Source organism: Pseudomonas purpurea (assembly GCF_039908635.1).
In the GTDB taxonomy this organism is placed as follows: Bacteria; Pseudomonadota; Gammaproteobacteria; order Pseudomonadales; family Pseudomonadaceae; genus Aquipseudomonas; species Aquipseudomonas purpurea.
Map to the genome: position 1 here is coordinate 77,784 of NZ_CP150918.1, position 21,002 is coordinate 98,785.

A 21,002-nucleotide genomic window follows, 5' to 3' on the forward strand; every position below is an offset into this window, starting at 1 on the left:
TTGGATTAGCTGATGAACAAATTAATCGTGAGTCTGCTGTTGACCTTGGGCGTCACCGGTTTTGCCCATGCTGCAGGCGACGCTGCTGCTGGCCAGGCGAAAGCCGCAGTGTGTGGCGCTTGCCATGGCCCGGATGGCAACAGCATGGCGCCAAACTTTCCAAAACTGGCGGGTCAGGGTGAGAAATACCTGAACAAGCAATTGCACGACATCAAGTCGGGCAAGCGCACCGTTCTGGAAATGACCGGCCTGCTGACCAACCTGAGCGATCAGGACCTGGCTGACCTCGCTGCCTACTTCGCCAGCCAGAAAGGCAGCGTCGGCGCAGCGGACCCGAAAGTCGTGGCTCGCGGTGAAGAGTTGTTCCGTGGCGGCAAACTGGACCAGGGCATGCCATCGTGCACCGGCTGCCATGCACCTAACGGTGCCGGCAACGCTGCGGCTGCTTTCCCGCATCTGGGTGGCCAGCATGCTCAGTACATTGCCAAGCAGCTGACGGATTTCCGTGAAGGTAACCGTACCAACGACGGTGACACGAAAATCATGCAAAGCATTGCTGCAAAAATGAGCAACAAAGACATCGAAGCGGTGTCCAGCTACATTCAAGGCCTGCACTAAGGGCCTGCCGGGCGGACGTGGCGCGAGGTGTTGATCTCGCGCAATGTTAACGCTCGATTAATCCTTCGATGCAAGCATAAAAAGGGTGGCCTAGGCCGCCCTTTTTTGTGGCCGCTGCCGTTACACTAGAGAACTAATGCCCGCCATGACCTGCCCGAAAGCAGGCCGCGCGAGGCGACCTTATTTGTCCAGGAGTAAAGCATGCGTAATCTGATTCTCAGCGCCGCACTCGTTACCGCCAGCCTGTTTGGTATCACCGCTCAAGCGGCTGAAGAGCAACTGGTGGACCGCAAGCCATATATCGAACTCAGCAGCGCCGTTCCGGTGGCAGTGCCAGGCAAAATCGAAGTCGTGGAGCTGTTCTGGTACGGCTGCCCACACTGCTACTCGTTCGAACCCATGATCAACCCTTGGGTTGAAAAACTGCCTGAAGACGTGAACTTCGTGCGTATCCCGGCGATGTTCGGCGGTATCTGGAACGTTCATGGCCAACTGTTCATCACCCTGGAAGCCATGGGCGTGGAACACAAGGTTCACAAAGCCGTGTTTGAAGCGGTCCACTCCGGCAAGAAGCTCGCTACCCCGGAAGAAATGGCTGAATTCCTGGTCGGCGAAGGCATCGACAAGGACAAATTCCTGAGCACCTACAATTCGTTCGCCGTCAAAGGCAAGGTTGAGGACGCCAAGAAGAAGGCTCAGGCCTACCAGATCTCTGGTGTACCGACCATGGTCGTCAATGGTAAGTACCGTTTCGACCTCGGCACTGCCGGTGGCCCTGAAGGTGCACTGAGCGTGGCCGATCAGTTGATCGCCAAGGAGCGCGCCGCTAAGTAAGCGGCGCACGCCATGCGCCGCTGGGGAACTGAGCGCGTCGTTGGTCTGCATGATCCGCAGATCAACGAGCACCATGTGCAATCCTCGGGCTTGCCCGCAGACAGTCGTCTGCGTTTACTCAGTTTCAACATCCAGGTCGGCATCAGCACCGAGCGTTATCGGCATTACCTGACCCGTGGCTGGCAGCATCTGCTGCCGCACACCGGGCGCGCCGATAACCTGCAAAAGATCGGCAACCTGCTCGGCGACTTCGACCTTGTCGCGTTGCAGGAAGCCGATGGTGGCAGCCTGAGGTCCGGCTACGTCAATCAGGTCGAGCACCTGGCCCAATTGGGCGCCTTCCCCTACTGGTATCAACAACTCAATCGCAACCTTGGTCGCCTAGGCCAGCACAGCAATGGCGTGCTCAGCCGTTTGCGCCCATGGATGATTGAAGACCACCCGTTGCCCGGGCCCAAGGGCCGTGGCGCGATCCTCGTGCGTTTTGGCGAGGGCTCCGAAGCGTTGGTGGTGGTGATGATGCACCTGGCGCTGGGCGCTCGGGTGCGGACGATGCAACTGGCGTACATCCGCGAGTTGATCGGCGATTACAAGCATCAGGTGCTGATGGGTGACATGAACACCCACGCCAGCGACCTGCTGCAAAGCTCCCCGCTGCGCGACCTCGGTCTGCTCGCGCCGCAAGTCGAGGCGACCTTCCCCAGTTGGCGCCCGCAACGCTGTCTTGACCATATTCTGCTCAGCCCGACCCTGACCCTTGAACGGGTCGAGGTGCTGGCACAACCGATTTCCGATCACCTGCCGGTCGCGGTAGAAATTCGTCTGCCGGGTTCGCTCACGGCCGATGCATTGCCCGCGTTGAGTCCTGCCCCTCGCGGAACCCCTGAATGAGCGACGAAGCACAGCGCTGGAAAGAGAAATACCTCAAAAGTATCGAACAGCAGGAAAAACTCGAACGTCGCTGGGATGCCCGGCTCGACTTGCTGCGTCGCGGGCTGGTGCGCAGCACGCTGGCGGCGGAAGGTACGGACCGCGCCGTTGACCAGTGCATGAAAGAAATGCGCGAAGTCATCCGCACCAATGACATGGACGCTGGTCTGGCGGCCTTGCTGCCCCGGCTGGAAAAAGCCGTGCTCGACTCCGAGCAGCGCCGGGAAACCCGGGTCGACCAGATCGGCACTGCGCTGACGTCGTTGGTCAGCCAGCTGCAAGCCTTGCCATTGCCGCGCGAGGTCAGCCGCCCGCTGAAGGTGTTTGCCAAGAAACTGGACGGACGGGTCAGCCAGGCGCGCGAGATCCCGCTGCTGCTGGGTGAGTTGAGCAGTTTGCAGAGCCAGGCATTGAACGTGCTGGAAACCCCTGCCGAGCCGAACCGCCCAGGTTTGTTGCAGCGGCTGTTTGGCGGGCGGGATGCGGAGGATGATGCGCCACCTGCGGCGGCTCATCCGGGCGATGCACCGTCCGGGCACGCGCCGACAGAAGCTCCCGCAGAATCCGCTATCGAACCGCTGGCCGAGACTTCGGCTTCCGCGCCGATTGCGCCTGCGACGCAGTCGATGCCGGATACCGTTGCGCCGGTCGCGGTCGCGGTTGTCGAGCCAGAGCCAGAGCCAGAGCCTGAAGCCGAAGCCGAAGCTAGCGAACTGCCAATGCCGGACGAAACACCGAAAGTGGTGGCGTTCGTCCCGCCGGTGCTGGCCCCAGAGGCCCGGCCGGTCGAGCCCCCTGTTTCAGCGCCTGACCCGCTACTGCCCGAGATTGAAGCCAACGCCACCCCTGCGGCGCCAGCGCCGGTGGCCGATGCGCCGCTCAATCCTGACGAACTGATGCCGATAGCCACAACGGCGCCAGCGCATGAATCCACCGTGTTCCTCGACAGCCTGCCGCTCCCGCCCGTGATGGCCGAAGCGTTGGCGGCCATCGACCCGGAGCACGCCGAACACGACATTCTCTACGCCCTGCCCGATTCGCCGGAGCCGTCCTACAGTTCGGTGGCCAAGCACATCGAAGAGACACTGTTGGGGCTGCTCGACGAGCTGTCACTGCCCGAACCCCATCGTCCGCAAGCCGAGGCGATGCGCGAGCGTTTGCAACATGGGCTGAACTGGTACGAATTGCTGCCGATCCTCGACGATCTGGCGGTGTTGATGCTGGCGATCACCGACAGCGGCCAGCATGAGTTCGAGGTTTACCTCAAGCAACTCAATGAACGCCTTGAGTCCTTCCAAAGCAACTTGCAGGCCGCCAGCGAAGGCCACGCTGACAGTCGCAGCGCCGCTCGCGAGATGGACACGCAAATCCGTGAGCAGGTGGATGGCCTGCAAAGCAGCGTGCAGGAAGCGGCGAACCTGGAGGACCTCAAGCACGTGCTGGAGAACCATCTCGAAGGCTTGCTCGGCACCATGGACCAGCACCAGAAACAGCGCGACGAACGGGAGCAAGAAGTGGCGGCGCGCCTGCAAGGCCTGGCTGAACGTGTTGCGAGCATGGAGCAGGAAGCCCAGGGTTATCGCGAGCATCTTGAAGAACAGCGCCAGAAAGCACTGGTCGACCCATTGACCGGACTGCCGAACCGCGCAGCCTGGAGTGAACGGCTGGGCCATGAAATCGAGCAATGGCAGCAGCACGGCAATACATTGCTGCTGGCCATGCTCGACCTCGATCACTTCAAGCGCATCAACGATAACTACGGTCACCTGGCCGGCGACAAAGTGCTGAAGATCATCGCCAACGTGCTGAAAAAACGTCTGCGCGGTTCGGATTTCATCGCCCGGTTCGGTGGCGAGGAGTTTGTCCTGTTGGTGCCCAATACGCCGCTGACGGTAGGCGCAAAACTGGCTGAAAGCCTGCGCGCGGCCATCGAAGCCTGCCCGTTTCACTTCAAAGGTGAGCGGGTGACGGTCACTGTGTCCATCGGGTTAAGCGCCTTCAAACCGGGAGAACACAGCGATCTGGTGCTTAAAAGAGCCGATCAGGCGCTATACCGTGCAAAAAATGCCGGCCGCAACCGTGTGGAACTGGGCTGACAGCGATGTGTTTGATTTTGTGTAAACCACAGCTTTAGCGGTCTCAGGGGAAGGCAGTACGTTACACTGTTGCATTACTGTCTTAGCGTATTGCCTTCTGCCATGAAATTTTTCTCGTTTGTCCTCGCCTTTCTCTTGCTGGCCGGTTGTGCCAGCGGCCCTCGATATGACACCCGCCACCCGTCGGTCAATCATGACAGCCGGGTGCAGTTCATCGTCGTTCACTACACCTCCGCCTCCCTGGAGCGCTCGCTGCAATTGCTGACCCACGGCGAGGTCAGCAGCCACTACCTGATCGGTGACGACAAAGGTGCAACGATTTACAAACTGGTGGATGAGAACCTGCGCGCCTGGCACGCCGGGGAAAGCGAATGGCAGGGCCGGACCTGGCTGAACTCAAGCTCCATCGGCATTGAAATCGTCAACCCGGGTTTCCGCGATACCCCGACCGGACGGGTCTGGTATCCGTACAGCGAAGCGCAAGTTCAGCAACTGATCGTCTTGCTCAAGGACATCAGCCAGCGCTACGGCATTTCGCCGCGCCACATCATTGGTCACAGCGACATCGCGCCGTTGCGCAAACTTGATCCGGGGCCGCTGTTCCCCTGGAAACGCCTGGCGGACGAAGGTCTGGCCGTGTGGCCCGATGCCCAGGCCGTGGCGCGCCAGCAGGCGCAGTTCGCCGTGCAGTTGCCGAGTATCAGCTGGTTCCAGGAAGAATTGGCGCGTCTGGGGTACACCACGCCGCAGACCGGCGAGCTCGATGTGGCAACCCGACATGTGCTGGCCGCCTTCCAGATGCATTTCCGGCCTGCACGTTTTGACGGCACGCCAGACGCGCAAAGTGCCGCGATTCTCCAGGTGCTTAATCAGACAAAATAATGACGCCCGCCCGACGGTCAGCGCGAGTCCGTCATCAGTTGCTATAACTCATTGGTAATCCTTCGGATATTCAATGATGCCTGCCGCTCGAGAGACCGTGCACAGTTGGTTCTATCGTCCTTGGTCTTTGGCGATGATGGCGGCTGTGTTGAGTGCGGTGTTGCTGCTGGCCGTTAGCCTGGGAGTGGCGCTGCATCAGGTCCAGCAACGCGAAAGCGAGCAGATGAACGCCCAGGGCAAACGGTTCCTGGAGCGCCTCGAACAGCTCTTCGGTCAATTGCGTGAAGGGCTGGACGATCTGGAAGCGCAGCCGTTACGCGGCTGTGACGAAGAGATGATCGCGACCTTGCAGCAGGTCAGCTTCAGTTATCGATTTGTCTACGAAGCGGCCTACATCGATGCCAAGCACTTCTGTTCGAACCGACCGCGCCAGGATGGCCTCTTGGCCGTCCGTGCCCCGGACATCAAAGGGCGGACCTACAGCTATTGGCTGAACACCTCCACCGAACCGGATGAGAACCGCGCCGCGTTGATGCTCGGTCGCGGCAACTTTCGCGTGGCCACCTCCCGTGGGCATTTGACCGACATGGTCGACCTGTCTCCCGGCAGCAGCTTGATGGTGGTGCTCGACCATGGCACGCGGGCGATTCCGGTTCTGGGCGCCCCTCAGTCCTGGCCGCCCAGCGAACCTTGGCCAAGGTCCACGGGCAATCCCCTGCAAGTCACGCAGACCCGGCTGATCTACCGGATGCCCACCAACACGCCCGAGTACCAGTTAGTGCTGGTCGCCCCTCGCAGCGGGGCTCAGTCACATTTGCTGTCAGCCTGGTGGTGGCTGCTGCCGGTGAGTGTGCTGGCAGGCGCGTGCATCGGCGGTGTGGTGTTTGTGTTGGCGCGTCAGCGTCAGTCCATGGGCGGCGAGTTGCAGGGGGCGCTGCGCCGGGGCGAATTGCAGGTGTTGTACCAGCCGATCTTTGACCTCGACAACCGCAGTTGCGTCGGCGCCGAGGCGTTGTTGCGCTGGCGGCGGCCCGATGGAACGCTGACCAGCCCGGATCTGTTTATCCCGATGGCGGAAGATTCGGGGCAGATCCGCCAGATCACCGATTTCGTCCTGCAACGCCTGCTCGAACAATTGGGTCAGTTATTACGCGCCAATCCGCAGTTGTACATCTCGGTCAACCTGGCGGCCTGCGACGTGATGGTGCCGCGTATCGGCCAGGTGATGGCGCGTTTGCTGGCACTGCACCGGGTCGCGGCCCGGCAGATTGCATTCGAGGTGACCGAACGCGGGCTGATCGATGTGAGGGTGGCGCGGGATAATTTGCAGGCGCTGCGCGATGCCGGCCATCAGGTGTTGATTGATGATTTCGGCACCGGCTATTGCAGCCTCGCCTACCTGCAAACCCTGCCGGTGGATTGCCTGAAGATCGACAAGGCGTTTATCGATGCGCTGGGTCACGATGCCGCCAGCAGCGGCGTAGCCCCGCACATTATCCGTATGGCCCATGCGTTGCAGCTCAAGGTGATCGCCGAAGGCATCGAGTACGAAGCCCAGGCCGTGTTGCTGAGTAGCGAAGGGGTGCATTTCGGTCAGGGCTGGCTGTTCGCTCACGCGTTGAGCGCGGTGCAGTTCATCGAACTGATTACTCGCGGGCGGCGTCTGGCGCCCCGCCGGATCGATGACGAAGCCTAGGGCCCGCCTTAAAGTGGCAGCGCCATGTAGAACTGCGTGCCCTGGCCTGGCCGGGAATACACGCCCATCCGCCCGCCATGCAGTTGCACTATTTCCTTGCACAGCGCCAGACCCAACCCGGCCCCACCCTTTTTGCGCCCGACCTGCACGAACGGTTCGAAGATCCGTCCTTGCTGCCCATAGGCGATGCCTTCGCCGTTGTCCTCGACGCTGATAATCACCCGCTCGCCATGCCGGCGTGCCTGGAGGCGGATCAACCCGTTTTCGGCGGTGTGGCGCAGTGCGTTGCCAATCAGGTTGTCCAGCACGCGGTCCAGTTGCGGTGGGTCGGCGTGCAGGTGTGGCAGCGACGCTTGCGTCTCCACCACCAATTCGATGTGCCTGGCGCCGGCCTGATCGCTGAAGCGTGCCTGGGCCTGTTCCAGCAGGTCAACGATGGAGCACGGTGTCAGGGTCAGCTTTTGCAGGCCGTTCTGGTAGCGGGAGAAGTTCAGCAGGTCGTTGATCAACTGCATCAGCCGCTGCATTTCTTCGTTCACGGTGTTCAGCAGGTCGGCTTCGCGGGAGTCGTCGGCAAAGTGCACGCGTTCCTGAAGCAGACCAAACGCCATGTGCATGCCGGTGACAGGCGTGCGCAATTCGTGGGACGCACGCAGGACGAACTCGCTGCGCACCCGTTCGAAGGCACGCTGTTCGGTGACGTCGTGCAGTACCATGACCGCGCCCAGAATATGCCCCTGGGTATGGCTGACCGGGGTCAGGCTGTACGTCAGCAAGCGCGACTCGCCGTCGACTTCGACGTTCAGGTCTTCCGGGGCCCGTTCAAGCGTTCCGCCGCGCAGCACCAGTTGCAATTGTTCATCGAGTTCGGGGCGCGACAGTGCACTGCCCAACCCTTGGCCGAGGCGTTCCTCATCCCAGCCCAACTGACGCTGGGCCACCGGGTTGAGGTGTTCCAGGTGGCCGTCGCGGTCGATCATCAGCAACCCGTCGTCGATGCTGTCGAGCACCGCTTGCAGGCGTTGCTGGCCGGCAAGCAGCTCATCGATGTTGGTTGCCTGATGCTCGCGCAAGGCCTCGGCCATGATCCCGAAGCGTCGGGTGAGCTGATTCATTTCCGCCGCCGGAGAGATCGGCAGCGTGACGTCAAAGTTGCCCTGGCCGATGTTGTCCGCCGCTTTGGCCAGCGCCTCGATCGGCTCGCCGAAGCGGCGGGCGATGCCATGGGCCGTGATGAACCCGATGACCAGCACCGCCAAACCGACCAGCCCGAGCAGGCCGGCGACCAGTAATGCGCGTTCGCGGGCCTGGCGTTCGGTGGCGTTGATGTTATCCAGCGCGCGCTGGTGTTCGGCGATCAGGCCGTTGCGCAGGGTATTGAATTTCTCGGTCAGGTCTTCGTTACCGCTCAGGACACGGGACGGCTCATGAGCCTGGTCGAAGGCCTGAAGAAAACTCAGGTAGTCGGCCTTGGCCTGATTGAAGCTGTACTGGGTGCCATCGCCGCGCTCTTCATGGGCGATGCCTTCGTCCAGCAGTTCGAAGTAGTGTTGCCTGGAGGCCTCGAAGGCTGCGTGGTCGGGTTTTTCGCTGAGCATGATGATCAATTGGTCGCCCAGGGTCTGGCGCAGTTTCAGGCCCAGGTCGAGGGTGATGAAGTTGTTGCGGATCAACGCTTCCTGGCTGCTGGCCATCTGCATCACGCTGACCAGCCCGAGCAGCAGCCCGAGCAAGGCTACGGTGATCAGGGCCGATATGCTCAGGAACAGCCGGGTGCGCAGTTTCATCGCCAGTTTCATGAGGCACGGCTCACAGGTTGTATTGCTTGCGTTTGCGGTACAGCGTGGAGGCGTCGATCCCCAGCGTCTTGGCCGCCTGGTCCAGCGTCCCGGCACTGGCCAGGACCGCGCCGATGTGGGCTTTCTCCAGTTCGTCCAGGCTCAGCGCCGCACCGATGCGCGGCGCATTGTTAGTGGGTTGTTCGGCCATGCCCAGGTGGGTGATTTCCACGCGTTCTTGCGGGCAGATGATGCTGGCCCGTTCGACCACGTTGCGCAGTTCGCGGATGTTGCCCGGCCAGCGGTAACCAAGCAGTGCCTCACGGGCGTCATCGCTGAAACCACGGGCCGGGCGCGCGTATTCCTTGACGAAGCGGGCGAGGAAACGGTCGGCGAGGGTCAGGATGTCCTCGGCCCGTTCGCGCAGCGGTGGCAGGTGCAAGGTGATGACGTTCAGGCGATAGAGCAGGTCTTCGCGAAAACGCCCATCGCGGGCCATGTCCTCAAGGTTCAGGTTGGTCGCGGCGAGGATGCGCACGTCGGCGCGGCGGGTTACCGGGTCGCCGACGCGCTCGTATTCCTTGTCCTGGATGAAGCGCAGCAACTTGGGCTGCAAGGTCAGCGGGAAGTCGCCGATCTCATCAAGGAACAGTGTTCCGCCGTCGGCCTGGTTGACTCGGCCCAGGGTGCTTTCGCTGGCGCCGGTGAAGGCGCCGCGGCTATGACCGAACAGTTCACTTTCCATCAGTTCGGCCGTCAGCGACGGGCAGTTGATGGTGACGCAGGATTTCTTCGCCCGTTTGCTCCAGCCATGAATGGCCCGGGCCAGTTCGCCCTTACCGGTGCCGGATTCGCCGAGAATCAGGATGTTGGCGTCGGTGCCGGCCACCTGACGGGCGGTTTCCAGTACGACTTTCATCGCCGGGCTATGGGAATCCAGGCCATCGTTGGGTTTGCGGACTTCGCCTTCGAGGGCTTCCAGGCGCGCCGAGAGCTGGCGCACTTCCAGTTGCTTGGCGGTGGCCAGGCGCAATTGATCGGGGCTGCACGGCTTGACCAGATAGTCGGCTGCGCCCGCCTGGATCGCATCGACGGCGGTGTCCACGGCCGAATGCGCGGTGACGATCACCACGCGCATCCAGGGCGCCTGGATGCGCATTTGCGCCAGGACGTCGAGGCCGTTGTCTTCGCCCAGGCGCAAATCGAGGAAGCACAGGTCGAACACCTGGCGTTGCAACAACGCATCGGCCCTGGGCCGCGCTGTTGGCGGTGGCGACGGCGTAGCCTTCGTCTTCGAGGCAATAGCGGAAGGTTCGCAGGATGGCGGATTCATCGTCCACCAGCAGAATGCGGCCCTGATGCTCGGTGGCTGATTCCATATTCCTGCGCTCCTTAATGAGTAGTCGTGATGGGGGCCCGGACGAATCGGGCAAGTTGCATGATCGATTCTGATCGATTCCACCCAGTGCAGGGTAGCTATCTGCTAGTCGTCTTATTAACTAGCTGATTCGATTGGTTTTTCTGAAAAAAAGCGACTGGCGTCTGCCCTCCTTCTCTTACGTCTGACCTGTGCGGTCACGGGAACATTCAAAAAATTTCTGTTTCTTGGCTCGTTGTCGGGCATTTCGCACGACCCCTCAGAGGGGCATCGTGCAGGATGCGTCTTACAGAGATTTTCGTATTTCTATAACTGATTGATTTAATTTAACTTAACTCCTTGGAAAAGCTGGCATGCAGGCTGCAACAGCCTGATTAGCCCAGGGCGCTACTGAAGAATCGCCCTTGAACCCAAGACCACTCGCGTGGGAGGAGTTTCAGGATGAATCGCCAACGTGCTGCTCAATTGCGTATCTCGACACTGTTCGTGCAGCAAGGGTTGTTCGTAGTGCTGGCACTGGTGGCCACCCTGATCGGCGGTCAGCAGTATCAGCTCTGGCAACTGAGCCAGCAGCCCGAGGCGCCTTGTGTATCGATCCAGCATGCTCCCCAAACCCATTTCAGTGCAGTCGGCAGCCACGTTGCTGACGCAACCCCGATGAAGCTGATGGACGTCGACCAGGCGCAGCCTGTGGCCGAGATGCCCCGTCAGGAACGTTGGGTGTTTTAGGCAACACACGGACGCGTGACCGGCGCGCCGTGCACCGATCCACTGCAGCACCCCTTAATAGACGCGTAAGGAGAATTACCATGTTGAGCTGGGCAATCACCTTCCTGATCATTGCCATTGTCGCTGCGGTACTGGGCTTCGGTGGTATCGCGGGCACCGCCACGGGTATCGCCAAGATTCTGTTTGTCGTGTTCCTGGTGATGTTTGTTGCTTCCTTCTTCTTTGGCCGTCGTGGACGAGGCTGACCATGGGGGGGCGTTAAAGACACTGGCCGCCGCCCTGCTACTGGGCGGCAGTGCCATGGCGAGTACCGTTTCCTCGGCAAGCCGGACGACGGTATGCAGGGATTGTTGAAAGAACCACTGAAGAAAGATCCGAACGGGTACTGAGTCCGGATCACGAAAGAAGCGCGACGCTTCTTTCCTCTGCACCACCCGAGGAAGGTGGGTGCATGACCAAGGGGCCGGGATGTTCTGATTGTTTCAGGATCGGAGTGACCTACGGGTACAGGGAGTGCCCGCGCAAGGGCCGAGTCAGGTAAAAGTCGAGCCGCACGTTCGCCAATTGCGCAAGCCTTGGCGGACCTGCGGCGAGCTTTATCTCGCAAAGGCTTGATCTAGAGCAGTCGAGTCGTTTTTGGCGAGGTTGATTCTGGAAATACCTCCTACACTGCGCCCAAAACATTTCGCGGTGTTTCCGGGCGACCGTATATCGAGAAATTTGGCGTTAATTTGCGCTTCTTTTTCGACCTCAGTCGTAGGGAATTTCCTGAGTTTTTGTCCCCGTTCTGTTGCTCAAAAAATGTCCGATCTCCTCTACGATGGCCGGTTCACGGCACTTATGCCTGCCGAAATGTCGTATTCGAACCGGTTGGGACGATGGTTTTGTTTGAAAAAACTCATGCCGATTCGGCATAGGGTAGGCGTTTACGGCATTAGACGCGGCTCCCTTGCATCGGAATAGTTGCGCCTTTTTTCGCCTGCCGAAGAGCCGTAAATACGAGCTCCGGGCGACCTTATACGGGGGCAGATGCAAAGACTTTTCCGCTATTGAGCGTTCCAGTTCGCGCATCTGCCTGAGTCAAACGCAAGTAAGGGTAATGATATGAAGAAGGCAAAGCTTAGCCTCGCCTGGCAGATCCTCATCGGTCTGGTACTGGGGATTGCAATCGGTGCGCTGCTCAACCATTTCAGTGCCGAAAAAGCCTGGTGGATCAGCAACGTCCTGCAACCGGCGGGCGATATCTTTATCCGTCTGATCAAGATGATCGTGATCCCGATCGTGATCTCCTCGCTGATCGTCGGCATTGCCGGTGTGGGCGACGCGAAGAAGCTCGGGCGCATCGGTCTCAAGACCATCATTTACTTTGAAATCGTCACCACCATCGCTATTTTGGTGGGTCTGGTGCTGGCCAACCTGTTCCATCCGGGTTCGGGCATCGACATGAGCACCCTGGGTACGGTGGATATTTCCAAGTACCAGGCGACGGCCGCCGAGGTTCAGCATGAACATGCGTTCATCGAAACCATCCTCAACCTGATCCCGTCGAACATCTTTGCCGCCATGGCGCGTGGCGAGATGCTGCCGATCATCTTCTTCTCCGTGTTGTTCGGCCTTGGTCTGTCGAGCCTGCAATCGGACCTGCGCGAGCCGCTGGTGAAGATGTTCCAGGGCGTATCGGAAAGCATGTTCAAGGTCACTCACATGATCATGAACTACGCCCCGATCGGCGTGTTCGCACTGATTGCGGTGACCGTGGCCAACTTCGGCTTCGCCTCCCTGCTGCCGCTGGCCAAACTGGTGATCCTGGTTTACGTCGCCATCCTGTTCTTCGCCTTCGTGGTGCTGGGGTTGATCGCTCGCCTGTTCGGCTTCTCGGTGATCAAGCTGATGCGCATCTTCAAGGATGAGCTGGTGCTGGCCTACTCCACCGCGAGCTCCGAAACCGTGCTGCCGCGCGTGATCGAGAAGATGGAAGCCTACGGCGCGCCGAAAGCCATTTGCAGCTTCGTGGTGCCGACCGGTTACTCGTTCAACCTCGACGGTTCGACCCTGTACCAGAGCATCGCGGCCATCTTCATTGCCCAGCTCTACGGCATCGACCTGTCGATCAGCCAGCAGTTGCTGCTGGTACTGACCCTGATGGTCACCTCCAAAGGTATCGCCGGCGTGCCGGGCGTGTCCTTCGTGGTGCTGCTGGCCACGCTGGGCAGCGTGGGCATTCCGTTGGAAGGCCTGGCGTTCATCGCCGGTGTCGACCGCATCATGGACATGGCCCGTACCGCGCTGAACGTGATCGGCAACGCCTTGGCCGTTCTGGTCATCGCGCGTTGGGAAGGCATGTACGACGATGCGAAGGGCCAGCGCTACTGGAACTCCCTGCCGCACTGGCGCAGCAAAGAGAAGCTGCCGGCTGGCGAAATCTCTAAAAACTGATGCAAAACCCTGTGGGAGTGAGCTTGCTCGCGATGACTGAGTAACAGCCAACATTGATGTTGACTGATACACCGCTTTCGCGAGCAAGCTCGCTCCCACAGTGGTCCATCGCCAGTAATGCCAACAAACCCCGGAGAAATCCGGGGTTTGTCGTTTCTGCACACCCCGCTATCATTCGCGCATCTTCTGGGGGATTTGACTGATGCTCAATGGCCTGTGGCTTGGCTTTTTCATCGTGGCGGCCGTTTCGGCACTGGCGCAGTGGCTGATCGGCGGCAATGCCGGGATCTTTGCGGCGATGGTGGAAAGCATCTTCGCCATGGCCAAGCTGTCGGTCGAAGTCATGGTGCTGCTGTTCGGCACCCTGACCTTGTGGCTGGGCTTTTTGCGCATCGCCGAAAAGGCCGGGATTGTCGAATGGCTGGCCAAGGCCCTCGGCCCACTCTTCCTGCGGCTGATGCCGGAAGTGCCGCGCGGTCACCCGGCCATCGGCCTGATCACCCTCAACTTTGCCGCCAACGGCCTGGGCCTGGACAACGCCGCGACCCCGATTGGCCTCAAGGCCATGAAAGCGTTGCAGGAACTCAACCCGAGCGCGACGGTGGCGAGCAATGCGCAAATCCTGTTCCTGGTGCTCAACGCGTCGTCCCTGACGCTGCTGCCGGTGACGATCTTCATGTACCGCGCCCAGCAAGGCGCGCCCGACCCGACGCTGGTGTTTCTGCCGATCCTGCTGGCAACCAGTTGCTCGACCCTGGTGGGCCTGCTGTCGGTGGCATTCATGCAGCGCCTGCGGTTGTGGGACCCGGTGGTGCTGGCGTATCTGATTCCCGGTGCGCTGGTACTGGGGGCCTTTATGGCGTTGTTGGCGACGATGTCGGCGACCGCGCTGGCGGGGTTGTCCTCGATCCTCGGCAACCTGACGCTGTTTGGCCTGATCATGTTGTTCCTGGTGATCGGCGCGTTGCGCAAGGTCAAGGTCTACGAGGCGTTCGTCGAGGGCGCCAAGGAAGGCTTCGATGTGGCCAAGAACCTGCTGCCGTATCTGGTGGCGATGCTCTGCGCGGTAGGTGTGTTGCGCGCATCGGGCGCGCTGGACTTTGGCTTGGACGGGATTCGCCATCTGGTGGAGTGGGCCGGTTGGGACACGCGCTTCGTCGATGCCTTGCCGACGGCGATGGTCAAGCCGTTCTCCGGTAGCGCCGCGCGGGCCATGCTCATCGAAACCATGAAGACCTCAGGCGTCGACAGCTTCCCGGCGTTGGTGGCCGCGACCATTCAGGGCAGTACGGAAACCACGTTCTATGTGTTGGCGGTGTACTTCGGTGCCGTCGGCATCCAGCGCGCCCGCCATGCGGTGGGTTGTGCACTGTTGGCGGAGCTGGCCGGGGTGCTGGGTGCGATCGGGGTGTGCTACTGGTTCTTCGGTTAACCCACTTTCTCTGTGGCGAGGGAGCTTGCTCCCGCTGGGTCGCGAAGCGGCCCTGAAATGGGACTGCTACGCAGTCCAGCGGGAGCAAGCGCCCTCGCCACAAAGGCACCACTGAAACTTCAGGGTTTTGGTGGCGCCGCGACTTTCTGCCCTTGCTCCACCGTCCACGCAATAACTTGTGCGGTGAGCACGTCACTGGCCTGGCCAAACCCCGTCACCACCGCGGGCACTTTCACGTCGCTCAACGGCTGGCGCACTTCGAAGCGGCGGCTGGCGAGGATTCGCTGATTGCTGCCGCGCACCAGCAGCGCATCCAGTTGAATCACCACCTGCGCGGCGTTGCCCTGGTACTCCGTCTGGAAGGCTTGCAGGTTCCCGCCCAACTCCAAGTCCGTCTGCAAGTTGCTGTCATCGGTGCTCAGCAGGCGTACGCGGCCGTCCCGGGCAAAGCCATCGAGCAGGCGATTGCGCAGCAGGATCGGCGCCGGGTCGCTCCAGCGCGATGCCTTGTAGCTGCTGATCAGGTTCCCTTGGGGGATCACGGCGATTTTCGCGCTGCCCAGTACATCGCTGGTTTGGGGCTTGGACAGGCGCAACGACCAGGCCTGTGCATGGCTGGTCGACGGCCCGGCAGCAGGCCCGGCCGGCAGGCGATACACGTCCAGTGGCTCGGCCTTGGGCAGGATCGAGCAGGCACTGGTCAGCGCGAAACCGGCGATCAAGGTGAGTTGGCTGGCTAAACGAAAGACCGGCTTCATGGCGTGAACTCCTTGTTCGTGTCGCTGCCCAGCAGGTAACCGCTGGGGTTGGATTCCAGCCGACGAGAGATGGCGCGCAACGAGCTCAGGGTGTCGCGCAGTTCACGCACTGCGGGCGCCAGGCCATTGAGGCCCTGCATGCCGTTGTTGAGTGAGTCCTGGTTGTCCGACAGCAGGGTGTTGATGGTTGCGGCGCTTTGTTCCAGCGACTTCATCGCTTGCTCGGCGCTGCCGAACATCTGCTTGCCCTGATCGTCGAGCAGGCCGTTGGCGTTGCGCATCAGCGCGGCGGTCTGCTCCAGGGTGGCGCTGGCCTGTTTGCCGATGGAGCCCAGCTGTTGCATGGTCTGACGGATGTCGCCGCGTTGCTCGGCGATGGTTCCGGTGGTCTGTTCCAGGTGTTCGAGGGTGTTGCTGACGCGTTCGATGTTCTGCGACGAGAACATTTGGTTGGCGTTATGCAGCAGCACGTTGACGTTGGTCATCAGGTCATCGCTGTTGTTCAGCAAGCGTGCAATGGGCGATGGCGTGGCGACGATCACCGGAAGGTTGCCGTCCTTGCCGCGCAGCGCCGGGCTTTGCGGTGTGCCGCCACTGAGCTGGATGATCGAGGTGCCGGTGATCCCGGTCAGGGCCAGTTTCGCCTGGGTGTCTTCCTTGATCGGCGTTTCGCCGCTCAGACGGATTTGTGCCAGCACCCGGCGCGGGTCTTTCGGGTCCAGGCGCAGGGTGACGACGTCACCGACCTTGATCCCGCTGTACTGCACCGCACTGCCTTTGGAGAGGCCGCTGACCGCCTCGTTGAAGACGATTTCGTAATCCTTGAACTCCGTGTCGACGCTGGACTTGGCCAGCCACAGGCCGAACAGCAGCGCCCCGACCACCACAATCACGGTGAACAGGCCGATCAATACATGATGGGCTCGGGTTTCCATGTCATACCTCGTTGAGCAGTGAAGCGGCTTGATACGCCGCGCGGCCCCGGGGGCCATGGAAGTATTCGTGAATCCACGCGTCGTCGGTTTCGGCGACCTTGTCGATGGCGTCCGCCACCAGCACTTTCTTCTGCGCCAGCACCGCCACCCGGTCGGTGATGGTGTAGAGCGTGTCCAGGTCATGGGTGACCAGAAACACACTCAAGCCCAGCGCATCGCGCAGGGTCAGGATCAGTTGATCGAACGCCGCCGCGCCAATCGGGTCGAGGCCGGCAGTGGGTTCGTCGAGAAACAGGATGTCCGGGTCCAGCGCCAGCGCCCGGGCCAGCGCGGCCCGTTTGATCATGCCGCCGGACAGTGACGAGGGGTACTTGTCGGCCGCCGACAACGGCAGCCCGGCCAGCGCCAGTTTGACTGCCGCCAGGTGTTCGGCGTCGGCGCGGCTGAGGCCGGCGTGTTCGATCAGCGGCAGGGCGACGTTCTCCGTCACGGTCAGCGAGGAAAACAGCGCGCCCTTCTGAAACAGCACGCCAAACCGCCGTTCGATCAGCGAGCGCTGCTGTTCGGGCAGGTTCTGCAAGTCTTGGCCAAACACCCGCACCGAGCCTTCGCTGGGTCGGCGCAGGCCGACGATGCTGCGCAACAGCACCGACTTGCCGCTGCCCGAGCCACCGACCACGGCGAGGATCTCGCCCTTGTACAAATCCAGGTCGAGGTTCTCGTGCACGCTCTGTTTGCCGAAGCGGTTGCACAGCCCTCGAACTTCGATCACCGCCTCTGCAGGCGCACGGGGGATGCGATTCACCAGCCCATCTCCATGAAAAACAGCGCGGCCACGGCATCAAGCACGATGACCACGAAAATTGACTGCACCACGCTGGAGGTGGTGTGGGCGCCGACCGATTCGGCGCTGCCGCTGACCTTGAAGCCTTCCAGACAGCCAATCGCGGCGATCAGGAACGCAAAGATCGGTGCTTTGACCATGCCCACCAGGAAATGTTGAACGCCGATGTCCGATTGCAGCAAAGCGAGGAACATCGCCGGCGAGATCCCCAGCGACAGTGCGCACACCACCCCGCCGCCGACAATCCCCGAGAGCATCGCCAGAAAGGTCAGCATCGGCAGCGCAACCAGCAGCGCCAGCACCCGTGGTACCACCAGCAACTCGGTCGGGTCCAGGCCCAGGGTGCGGATCGCGTCGATTTCTTCGTTGGCCTTCATCGAGCCGATTTGAGCGGTGAAGGCACTGGCGGTGCGCCCGGCCATGAGGATGGCGGTCAGTAACACGCCAAACTCACGCAGGAAGGAGAACGCCACCAGGTCGACGGTAAAGATGCTCGCACCAAAACTCTTGAGCACCGTGGCGCCGAGAAACGCCACCACGGCGCCCACCAGAAACGTCAGCAGGGCCACGATAGGCGCGGCGTCGAGGCCGGTCTGTTCGATGTGCGCGACCATCGGCGTGATGCGCCAGCGCTTGGGGCGAAACAGCCCTCGGGCGATGGTTTCCAGAATCAGCCCGATGAAGCCCAGCAGTTGCAGGGTGTCTTGCCAGATGGTGTCGACGGCCCGGCCGATGCGGCTCAGCAGTTGAATGCCGACGCTGACTTCCGGCTCTTTGACCGGTACGCAGAAGTCGGTCAACGAGCAGTAGACGGTGTGCAGCAACGCACGGTCGGCGGCCGACAAACTGCAATCGGGGTGCTCGGCGGAGCGGCCGATGCGTTCGCTGCCCAGCAACTCGACCAGCAGCGAGGCGCCCGCCGTGTCCAGGGCACCGAGGCCGTTGAGGTCGATGGGGGTGCTGTCGTTGTACTGGCCCTGGAGGGATTCGCTCAAGCGCTTGAGGTCGGCGTAATGGGCGAGCGTCCAGTCCCCCGTGACGCGTAACTGCGCTGGGAGGCTGGAGGTATCGAGGTAGGCACTGCCGCTGTTGGTCATAAGCTCCGTGCTTGTTCGGCTGTTACGCAGTGCTACGTAATAGCACGATAACGGCTACTTTGCCTCGCTCGGCTTCGCGTTGTCTTGACCTGGGTCGGTGACTTCGAAGCGCAGCACGCCGATCACCTGATCGTCTTCGGTCAACACCCGCACTTGCCATTTGCCCACCGGGTTGGCGGGGAAATTCTGCTTGTGGGTCCAGGCCCGGTAGCCTTCCTTGCGCCCGCCATGAATATCCAGGGCGATGCGGTCGACCTCTTTGCCGTTGAATTTCCAGACGTGATAAATCCGCTCGTCCAGCCCACGCGGGGCGTTGATCGCGGTGTAGGCGTACAGGCCGTTGGTGCGCAACTGCGCAGCGGTGACTTCGTGGAGGCTGTCGCCGGGCGTGCGGTCCTGCAGTTGGGTGCTGATGGCGACGTCGGTCATCCACAAGGTGGCCGGCGGTACCCACGAACGCAGCAACCAGCCGGCGGCGCCGATGCCCAGGGTGATGCTCAAAATGGCCAGCGCATTGCGCACGGTACGAATCGGGAAGATCGACGCCAGGCTCGGGAAGGACATCAGCATGGCAATGCCCAGCGCCAGTTTGAAACTCTGGGAGGTGGTCAGGTGCACAATGATCGGCAGCGCCGTGAGCAGCGCGGCAAACAGGGTCAGGGTGTGCAACGCCAGGAACGCCCAACGCCGGGGCGCCAGCCATTTGTAATACAACGGGTCGATGATCGACACCAGCGCCGCCGCGCCCAGCAGCCCGGTGAACGCCAGTTGGCCGCTGTTCCAGGTCGTGGTGACAAAGAAGAACGGCAGGACAAAGAACAGGCTTTCCTGATGGATCATCTGTGTGGCATAGCGCAGCAGCGGCTGCGGTATTTCGCGTTTGAACACCCTGGTGAACAACTGCGTGAGGCTGTTCTCCAGCATCAGCCAGACCCAGCTGACCAGCATGATGATGGAGATCCAGGTGGCCAGGCTTTGCTGGCGATCCACCAGGATGAAGCTGCCGACCCCGGAGATAAACCCGCCGAGCGCGATGACCCCCGGATAGCGCTTCATCAGTTCGAGGATGCGCTGTACGCAAAGAGTCAGGTTAGGCATTCGGCGGTTCGCAATGGTCGTAGGAAAAATCCCCGACAGGATACCGCTGGCACACTGATGTTGCGAGACAACTCACGGCTTGCGGTGCCTGCGCCAGCCCAGCAATCCCAGCAGTATCAACCCGAGCATTCCCGCCGCAATCCAGAGCACCTCGTCATCACTGAGCAGCGGCTTCTCGATTCGCACATAGCCCGGTTGCTCCAGCATTTCACGCAGGGCCTTGTTGGCCTGTTCCAGCGTGACCCCTTGAAGGTCTTTGGCCGGGTCGGCGAAGCGCCCGTCCTCATAGTCGCCGAGGGCGCTCCAGTAGTAATCGGCGAGCGCGCTATTGCCCTGCACAGCCCAGGCCTGGCGGGCGATGGCGGCCTGCTTCAGGCGATTGAAACTGACCGGGTCGAGGCCGTCCTTGAGCAGTGTGGCTTTGAGTTCATCGAGCACGTGCCGGGCCGGTTCCAGGTCGTTGCGGTCCAGGTCGGCATTGAGGCTGAAGAACCCGACGCCGCCGAACACTTCACGCTCGGCCCACGGCCCATAGGACAAACCGTGGTTCAGGCGCAACTGGCGATACAGCGCCCAGTCCAGGTAGTCCTTGAGCAGGTCGAAGGTTTCGTCGTGTTGTTCTTCCTGCACCGGTTCGGGAAACAACCAATGCAGTTTGGCGCTATTGCCCACCACGCCCTGGATCAATTCACGCTGAGAGGCGGCGGTGTCCCTGATTTGCGGCAGTGGCCGATGATCCGCCGGGTCGACGGACTGGAGCTGGGCATAGGTGCGCTCCAGGTAGGCGGGCAGCAAGCGGTCGAGTTCACCGACGACAATCAGGGTCATGTTGTTTGGCGCGTACCAGGCCTTGCGCACCTTCTCCAGCTGTTCGCGGGTCAGATGGGTGACTTCGGCGCGTTCCGGGCATTTGAGGCCCAGTTCCACTGCCAGTTGATTGCTCGCCTTGTGCCCGAGGTCCTGACGGTCCAGCCAGCGCTGCAAGTGCGAATAGTGGCCGCCGTCCTCGCGCTCCACCACGTGTTTGGCTGCATTGATCGCGGCGTCGTCGATCCGGGTCTGGGTCAGTACCGCCAGTAGCAGGTCGAGGACTTTACGCTGGTTTTTCGCCGGGGCTTCGATCACGAAGGTGGTGTCGGCGTTGCTGGTGTAGGCGTTCCACTCGCCGCCCAGCGCTTGCATGCGTTCCTCCAGCCCGCCTTCACCGCTGTCGTCGATACCACTGAACAGCACATGTTCGAGCAGGTGCGGCAGTTCCTTGTCGGCGCAGGCAAAGTCGTCCAGGCCCACCCCTACCACCAGGCGGATCGCCACATGCCCGCGCTCGCTGCCGGGTTTGAGCAGCAATTGCAGGCCGTTGGGCAACACGTAGCCCTCGACCTGAAAGCGATCCAGGGCAAAGGACGCGGTAGAACCGAACAACAGACAAGCGAACAGCAAACAACGCATAACGGGCTTCCT

17 protein-coding genes and 2 pseudogenes are annotated in these 21,002 nt (G+C 61.3%); 11 read left to right on the top strand and 8 right to left on the bottom strand.

Annotated features, from left to right (window positions below; genetic code table 11):
* Positions 1-12 precede the first annotated feature (12 nt).
* The 6 genes from AABM54_RS00415 to AABM54_RS00440 all read left to right on the top strand — a co-directional run bounded on the left by AABM54_RS00415 (position 13) and on the right by AABM54_RS00440 (position 7,056).
* On the top strand, positions 13-618 hold the full coding sequence (locus AABM54_RS00415; RefSeq protein WP_347903031.1) for a c-type cytochrome: 606 nt from the start codon (positions 13-15) through the stop codon (positions 616-618).
* A 201-nt stretch (positions 619-819) separates the two neighbouring features.
* Positions 820-1,452 carry a thiol:disulfide interchange protein DsbA/DsbL gene (locus AABM54_RS00420; protein WP_347903033.1) on the top strand — a complete coding sequence of 211 codons (633 nt, stop codon included), beginning with the start codon at positions 820-822 and terminating at the stop codon, positions 1,450-1,452.
* 12 nt (positions 1,453-1,464) lie between these two features.
* Positions 1,465-2,343, top strand: a complete 879-nt coding sequence (locus AABM54_RS00425) for an endonuclease/exonuclease/phosphatase family protein (protein WP_347903035.1) — start codon at positions 1,465-1,467, stop codon at positions 2,341-2,343.
* Complete coding sequence (locus AABM54_RS00430) at positions 2,340-4,478, top strand: diguanylate cyclase (RefSeq protein ID WP_347903037.1); 2,139 nt, start codon at positions 2,340-2,342, stop codon at positions 4,476-4,478. The genes AABM54_RS00425 and AABM54_RS00430 overlap by 4 nt, the downstream gene beginning before the upstream one ends.
* Before the next feature lie 102 nt (positions 4,479-4,580).
* Positions 4,581-5,360: an N-acetylmuramoyl-L-alanine amidase gene (locus tag AABM54_RS00435; RefSeq protein WP_347903038.1), complete on the top strand. Its 780-nt coding sequence runs from the start codon at positions 4,581-4,583 to the stop codon at positions 5,358-5,360.
* A 73-nt stretch (positions 5,361-5,433) separates the two neighbouring features.
* Positions 5,434-7,056: an EAL domain-containing protein gene (locus tag AABM54_RS00440; RefSeq protein WP_347903040.1), complete on the top strand. Its 1,623-nt coding sequence runs from the start codon at positions 5,434-5,436 to the stop codon at positions 7,054-7,056.
* 8 nt (positions 7,057-7,064) lie between these two features.
* Here AABM54_RS00440 and AABM54_RS00445 read toward each other — a convergent pair whose 3' ends face one another.
* Positions 7,065-8,855 (bottom strand): KinB sensor domain-containing domain, encoded by a 1,791-nt coding sequence (locus AABM54_RS00445; protein ID WP_347903041.1) that lies wholly within the window; start codon positions 8,853-8,855, stop codon positions 7,065-7,067.
* Positions 8,856-8,865: 10 nt separating this feature from the next.
* A pseudogene (algB, locus tag AABM54_RS00450) lies at positions 8,866-10,213 on the bottom strand (sigma-54-dependent response regulator transcription factor AlgB).
* 440 nt (positions 10,214-10,653) lie between these two features.
* Between algB and AABM54_RS00455 the strand changes: the two are divergent.
* The 5 genes and pseudogenes from AABM54_RS00455 (at position 10,654) to AABM54_RS00475 (ending at position 14,809) form a co-directional block, all read left to right on the top strand.
* The gene (locus AABM54_RS00455; protein ID WP_347903042.1) at positions 10,654-10,941 is read left to right on the top strand and encodes a hypothetical protein; all 288 of its coding nucleotides are present in this window, start codon (positions 10,654-10,656) and stop codon (positions 10,939-10,941) included.
* Positions 10,942-11,021: 80 nt separating this feature from the next.
* Positions 11,022-11,186: a DUF1328 domain-containing protein gene (locus AABM54_RS00460; RefSeq protein WP_007989444.1), complete on the top strand. Its 165-nt coding sequence runs from the start codon at positions 11,022-11,024 to the stop codon at positions 11,184-11,186.
* 54 nt (positions 11,187-11,240) lie between these two features.
* Positions 11,241-11,330, top strand: a pseudogene (locus AABM54_RS00465) (Ivy family c-type lysozyme inhibitor); the annotation flags it as partial.
* A 715-nt stretch (positions 11,331-12,045) separates the two neighbouring features.
* Positions 12,046-13,377 carry a glutamate/aspartate:proton symporter GltP gene (gene gltP, locus AABM54_RS00470; RefSeq protein WP_347903044.1) on the top strand — a complete coding sequence of 444 codons (1,332 nt, stop codon included), beginning with the start codon at positions 12,046-12,048 and terminating at the stop codon, positions 13,375-13,377.
* Between the two features lie 202 nt (positions 13,378-13,579).
* The gene (locus tag AABM54_RS00475; protein ID WP_347903046.1) at positions 13,580-14,809 is read left to right on the top strand and encodes a nucleoside recognition domain-containing protein; all 1,230 of its coding nucleotides are present in this window, start codon (positions 13,580-13,582) and stop codon (positions 14,807-14,809) included.
* Positions 14,810-14,928: 119 nt separating this feature from the next.
* On the opposite strand, the gene AABM54_RS00480 is transcribed toward AABM54_RS00475, so the two are convergent.
* The 6 genes from AABM54_RS00480 to AABM54_RS00505 all read right to left on the bottom strand — a co-directional run bounded on the left by AABM54_RS00480 (position 14,929) and on the right by AABM54_RS00505 (position 20,990).
* Positions 14,929-15,567, bottom strand: coding sequence for an ABC-type transport auxiliary lipoprotein family protein (locus AABM54_RS00480; protein ID WP_347903048.1), 639 nt, complete (start codon positions 15,565-15,567; stop codon positions 14,929-14,931).
* On the bottom strand, positions 15,564-16,502 hold the full coding sequence (locus AABM54_RS00485; RefSeq protein WP_347903049.1) for an MlaD family protein: 939 nt from the start codon (positions 16,500-16,502) through the stop codon (positions 15,564-15,566). The genes AABM54_RS00480 and AABM54_RS00485 overlap by 4 nt, the downstream gene beginning before the upstream one ends.
* Position 16,503: 1 nt before the next feature.
* A complete protein-coding gene (locus AABM54_RS00490; RefSeq protein ID WP_347903051.1) occupies positions 16,504-17,307 on the bottom strand; it encodes an ABC transporter ATP-binding protein in 804 nt (267 codons plus the stop codon).
* Complete coding sequence (locus tag AABM54_RS00495) at positions 17,304-18,443, bottom strand: ABC transporter permease (RefSeq protein ID WP_347903052.1); 1,140 nt, start codon at positions 18,441-18,443, stop codon at positions 17,304-17,306. Before AABM54_RS00495 ends, AABM54_RS00490 begins: the two co-directional genes overlap by 4 nt.
* Positions 18,444-18,497: 54 nt before the next feature.
* Positions 18,498-19,541 carry a DUF5924 family protein gene (locus tag AABM54_RS00500; protein WP_347903054.1) on the bottom strand — a complete coding sequence of 348 codons (1,044 nt, stop codon included), beginning with the start codon at positions 19,539-19,541 and terminating at the stop codon, positions 18,498-18,500.
* 72 nt (positions 19,542-19,613) lie between these two features.
* A complete protein-coding gene (locus AABM54_RS00505) occupies positions 19,614-20,990 on the bottom strand; it encodes a pitrilysin family protein (RefSeq protein WP_347903056.1) in 1,377 nt (458 codons plus the stop codon).
* Positions 20,991-21,002 lie beyond the last annotated feature (12 nt).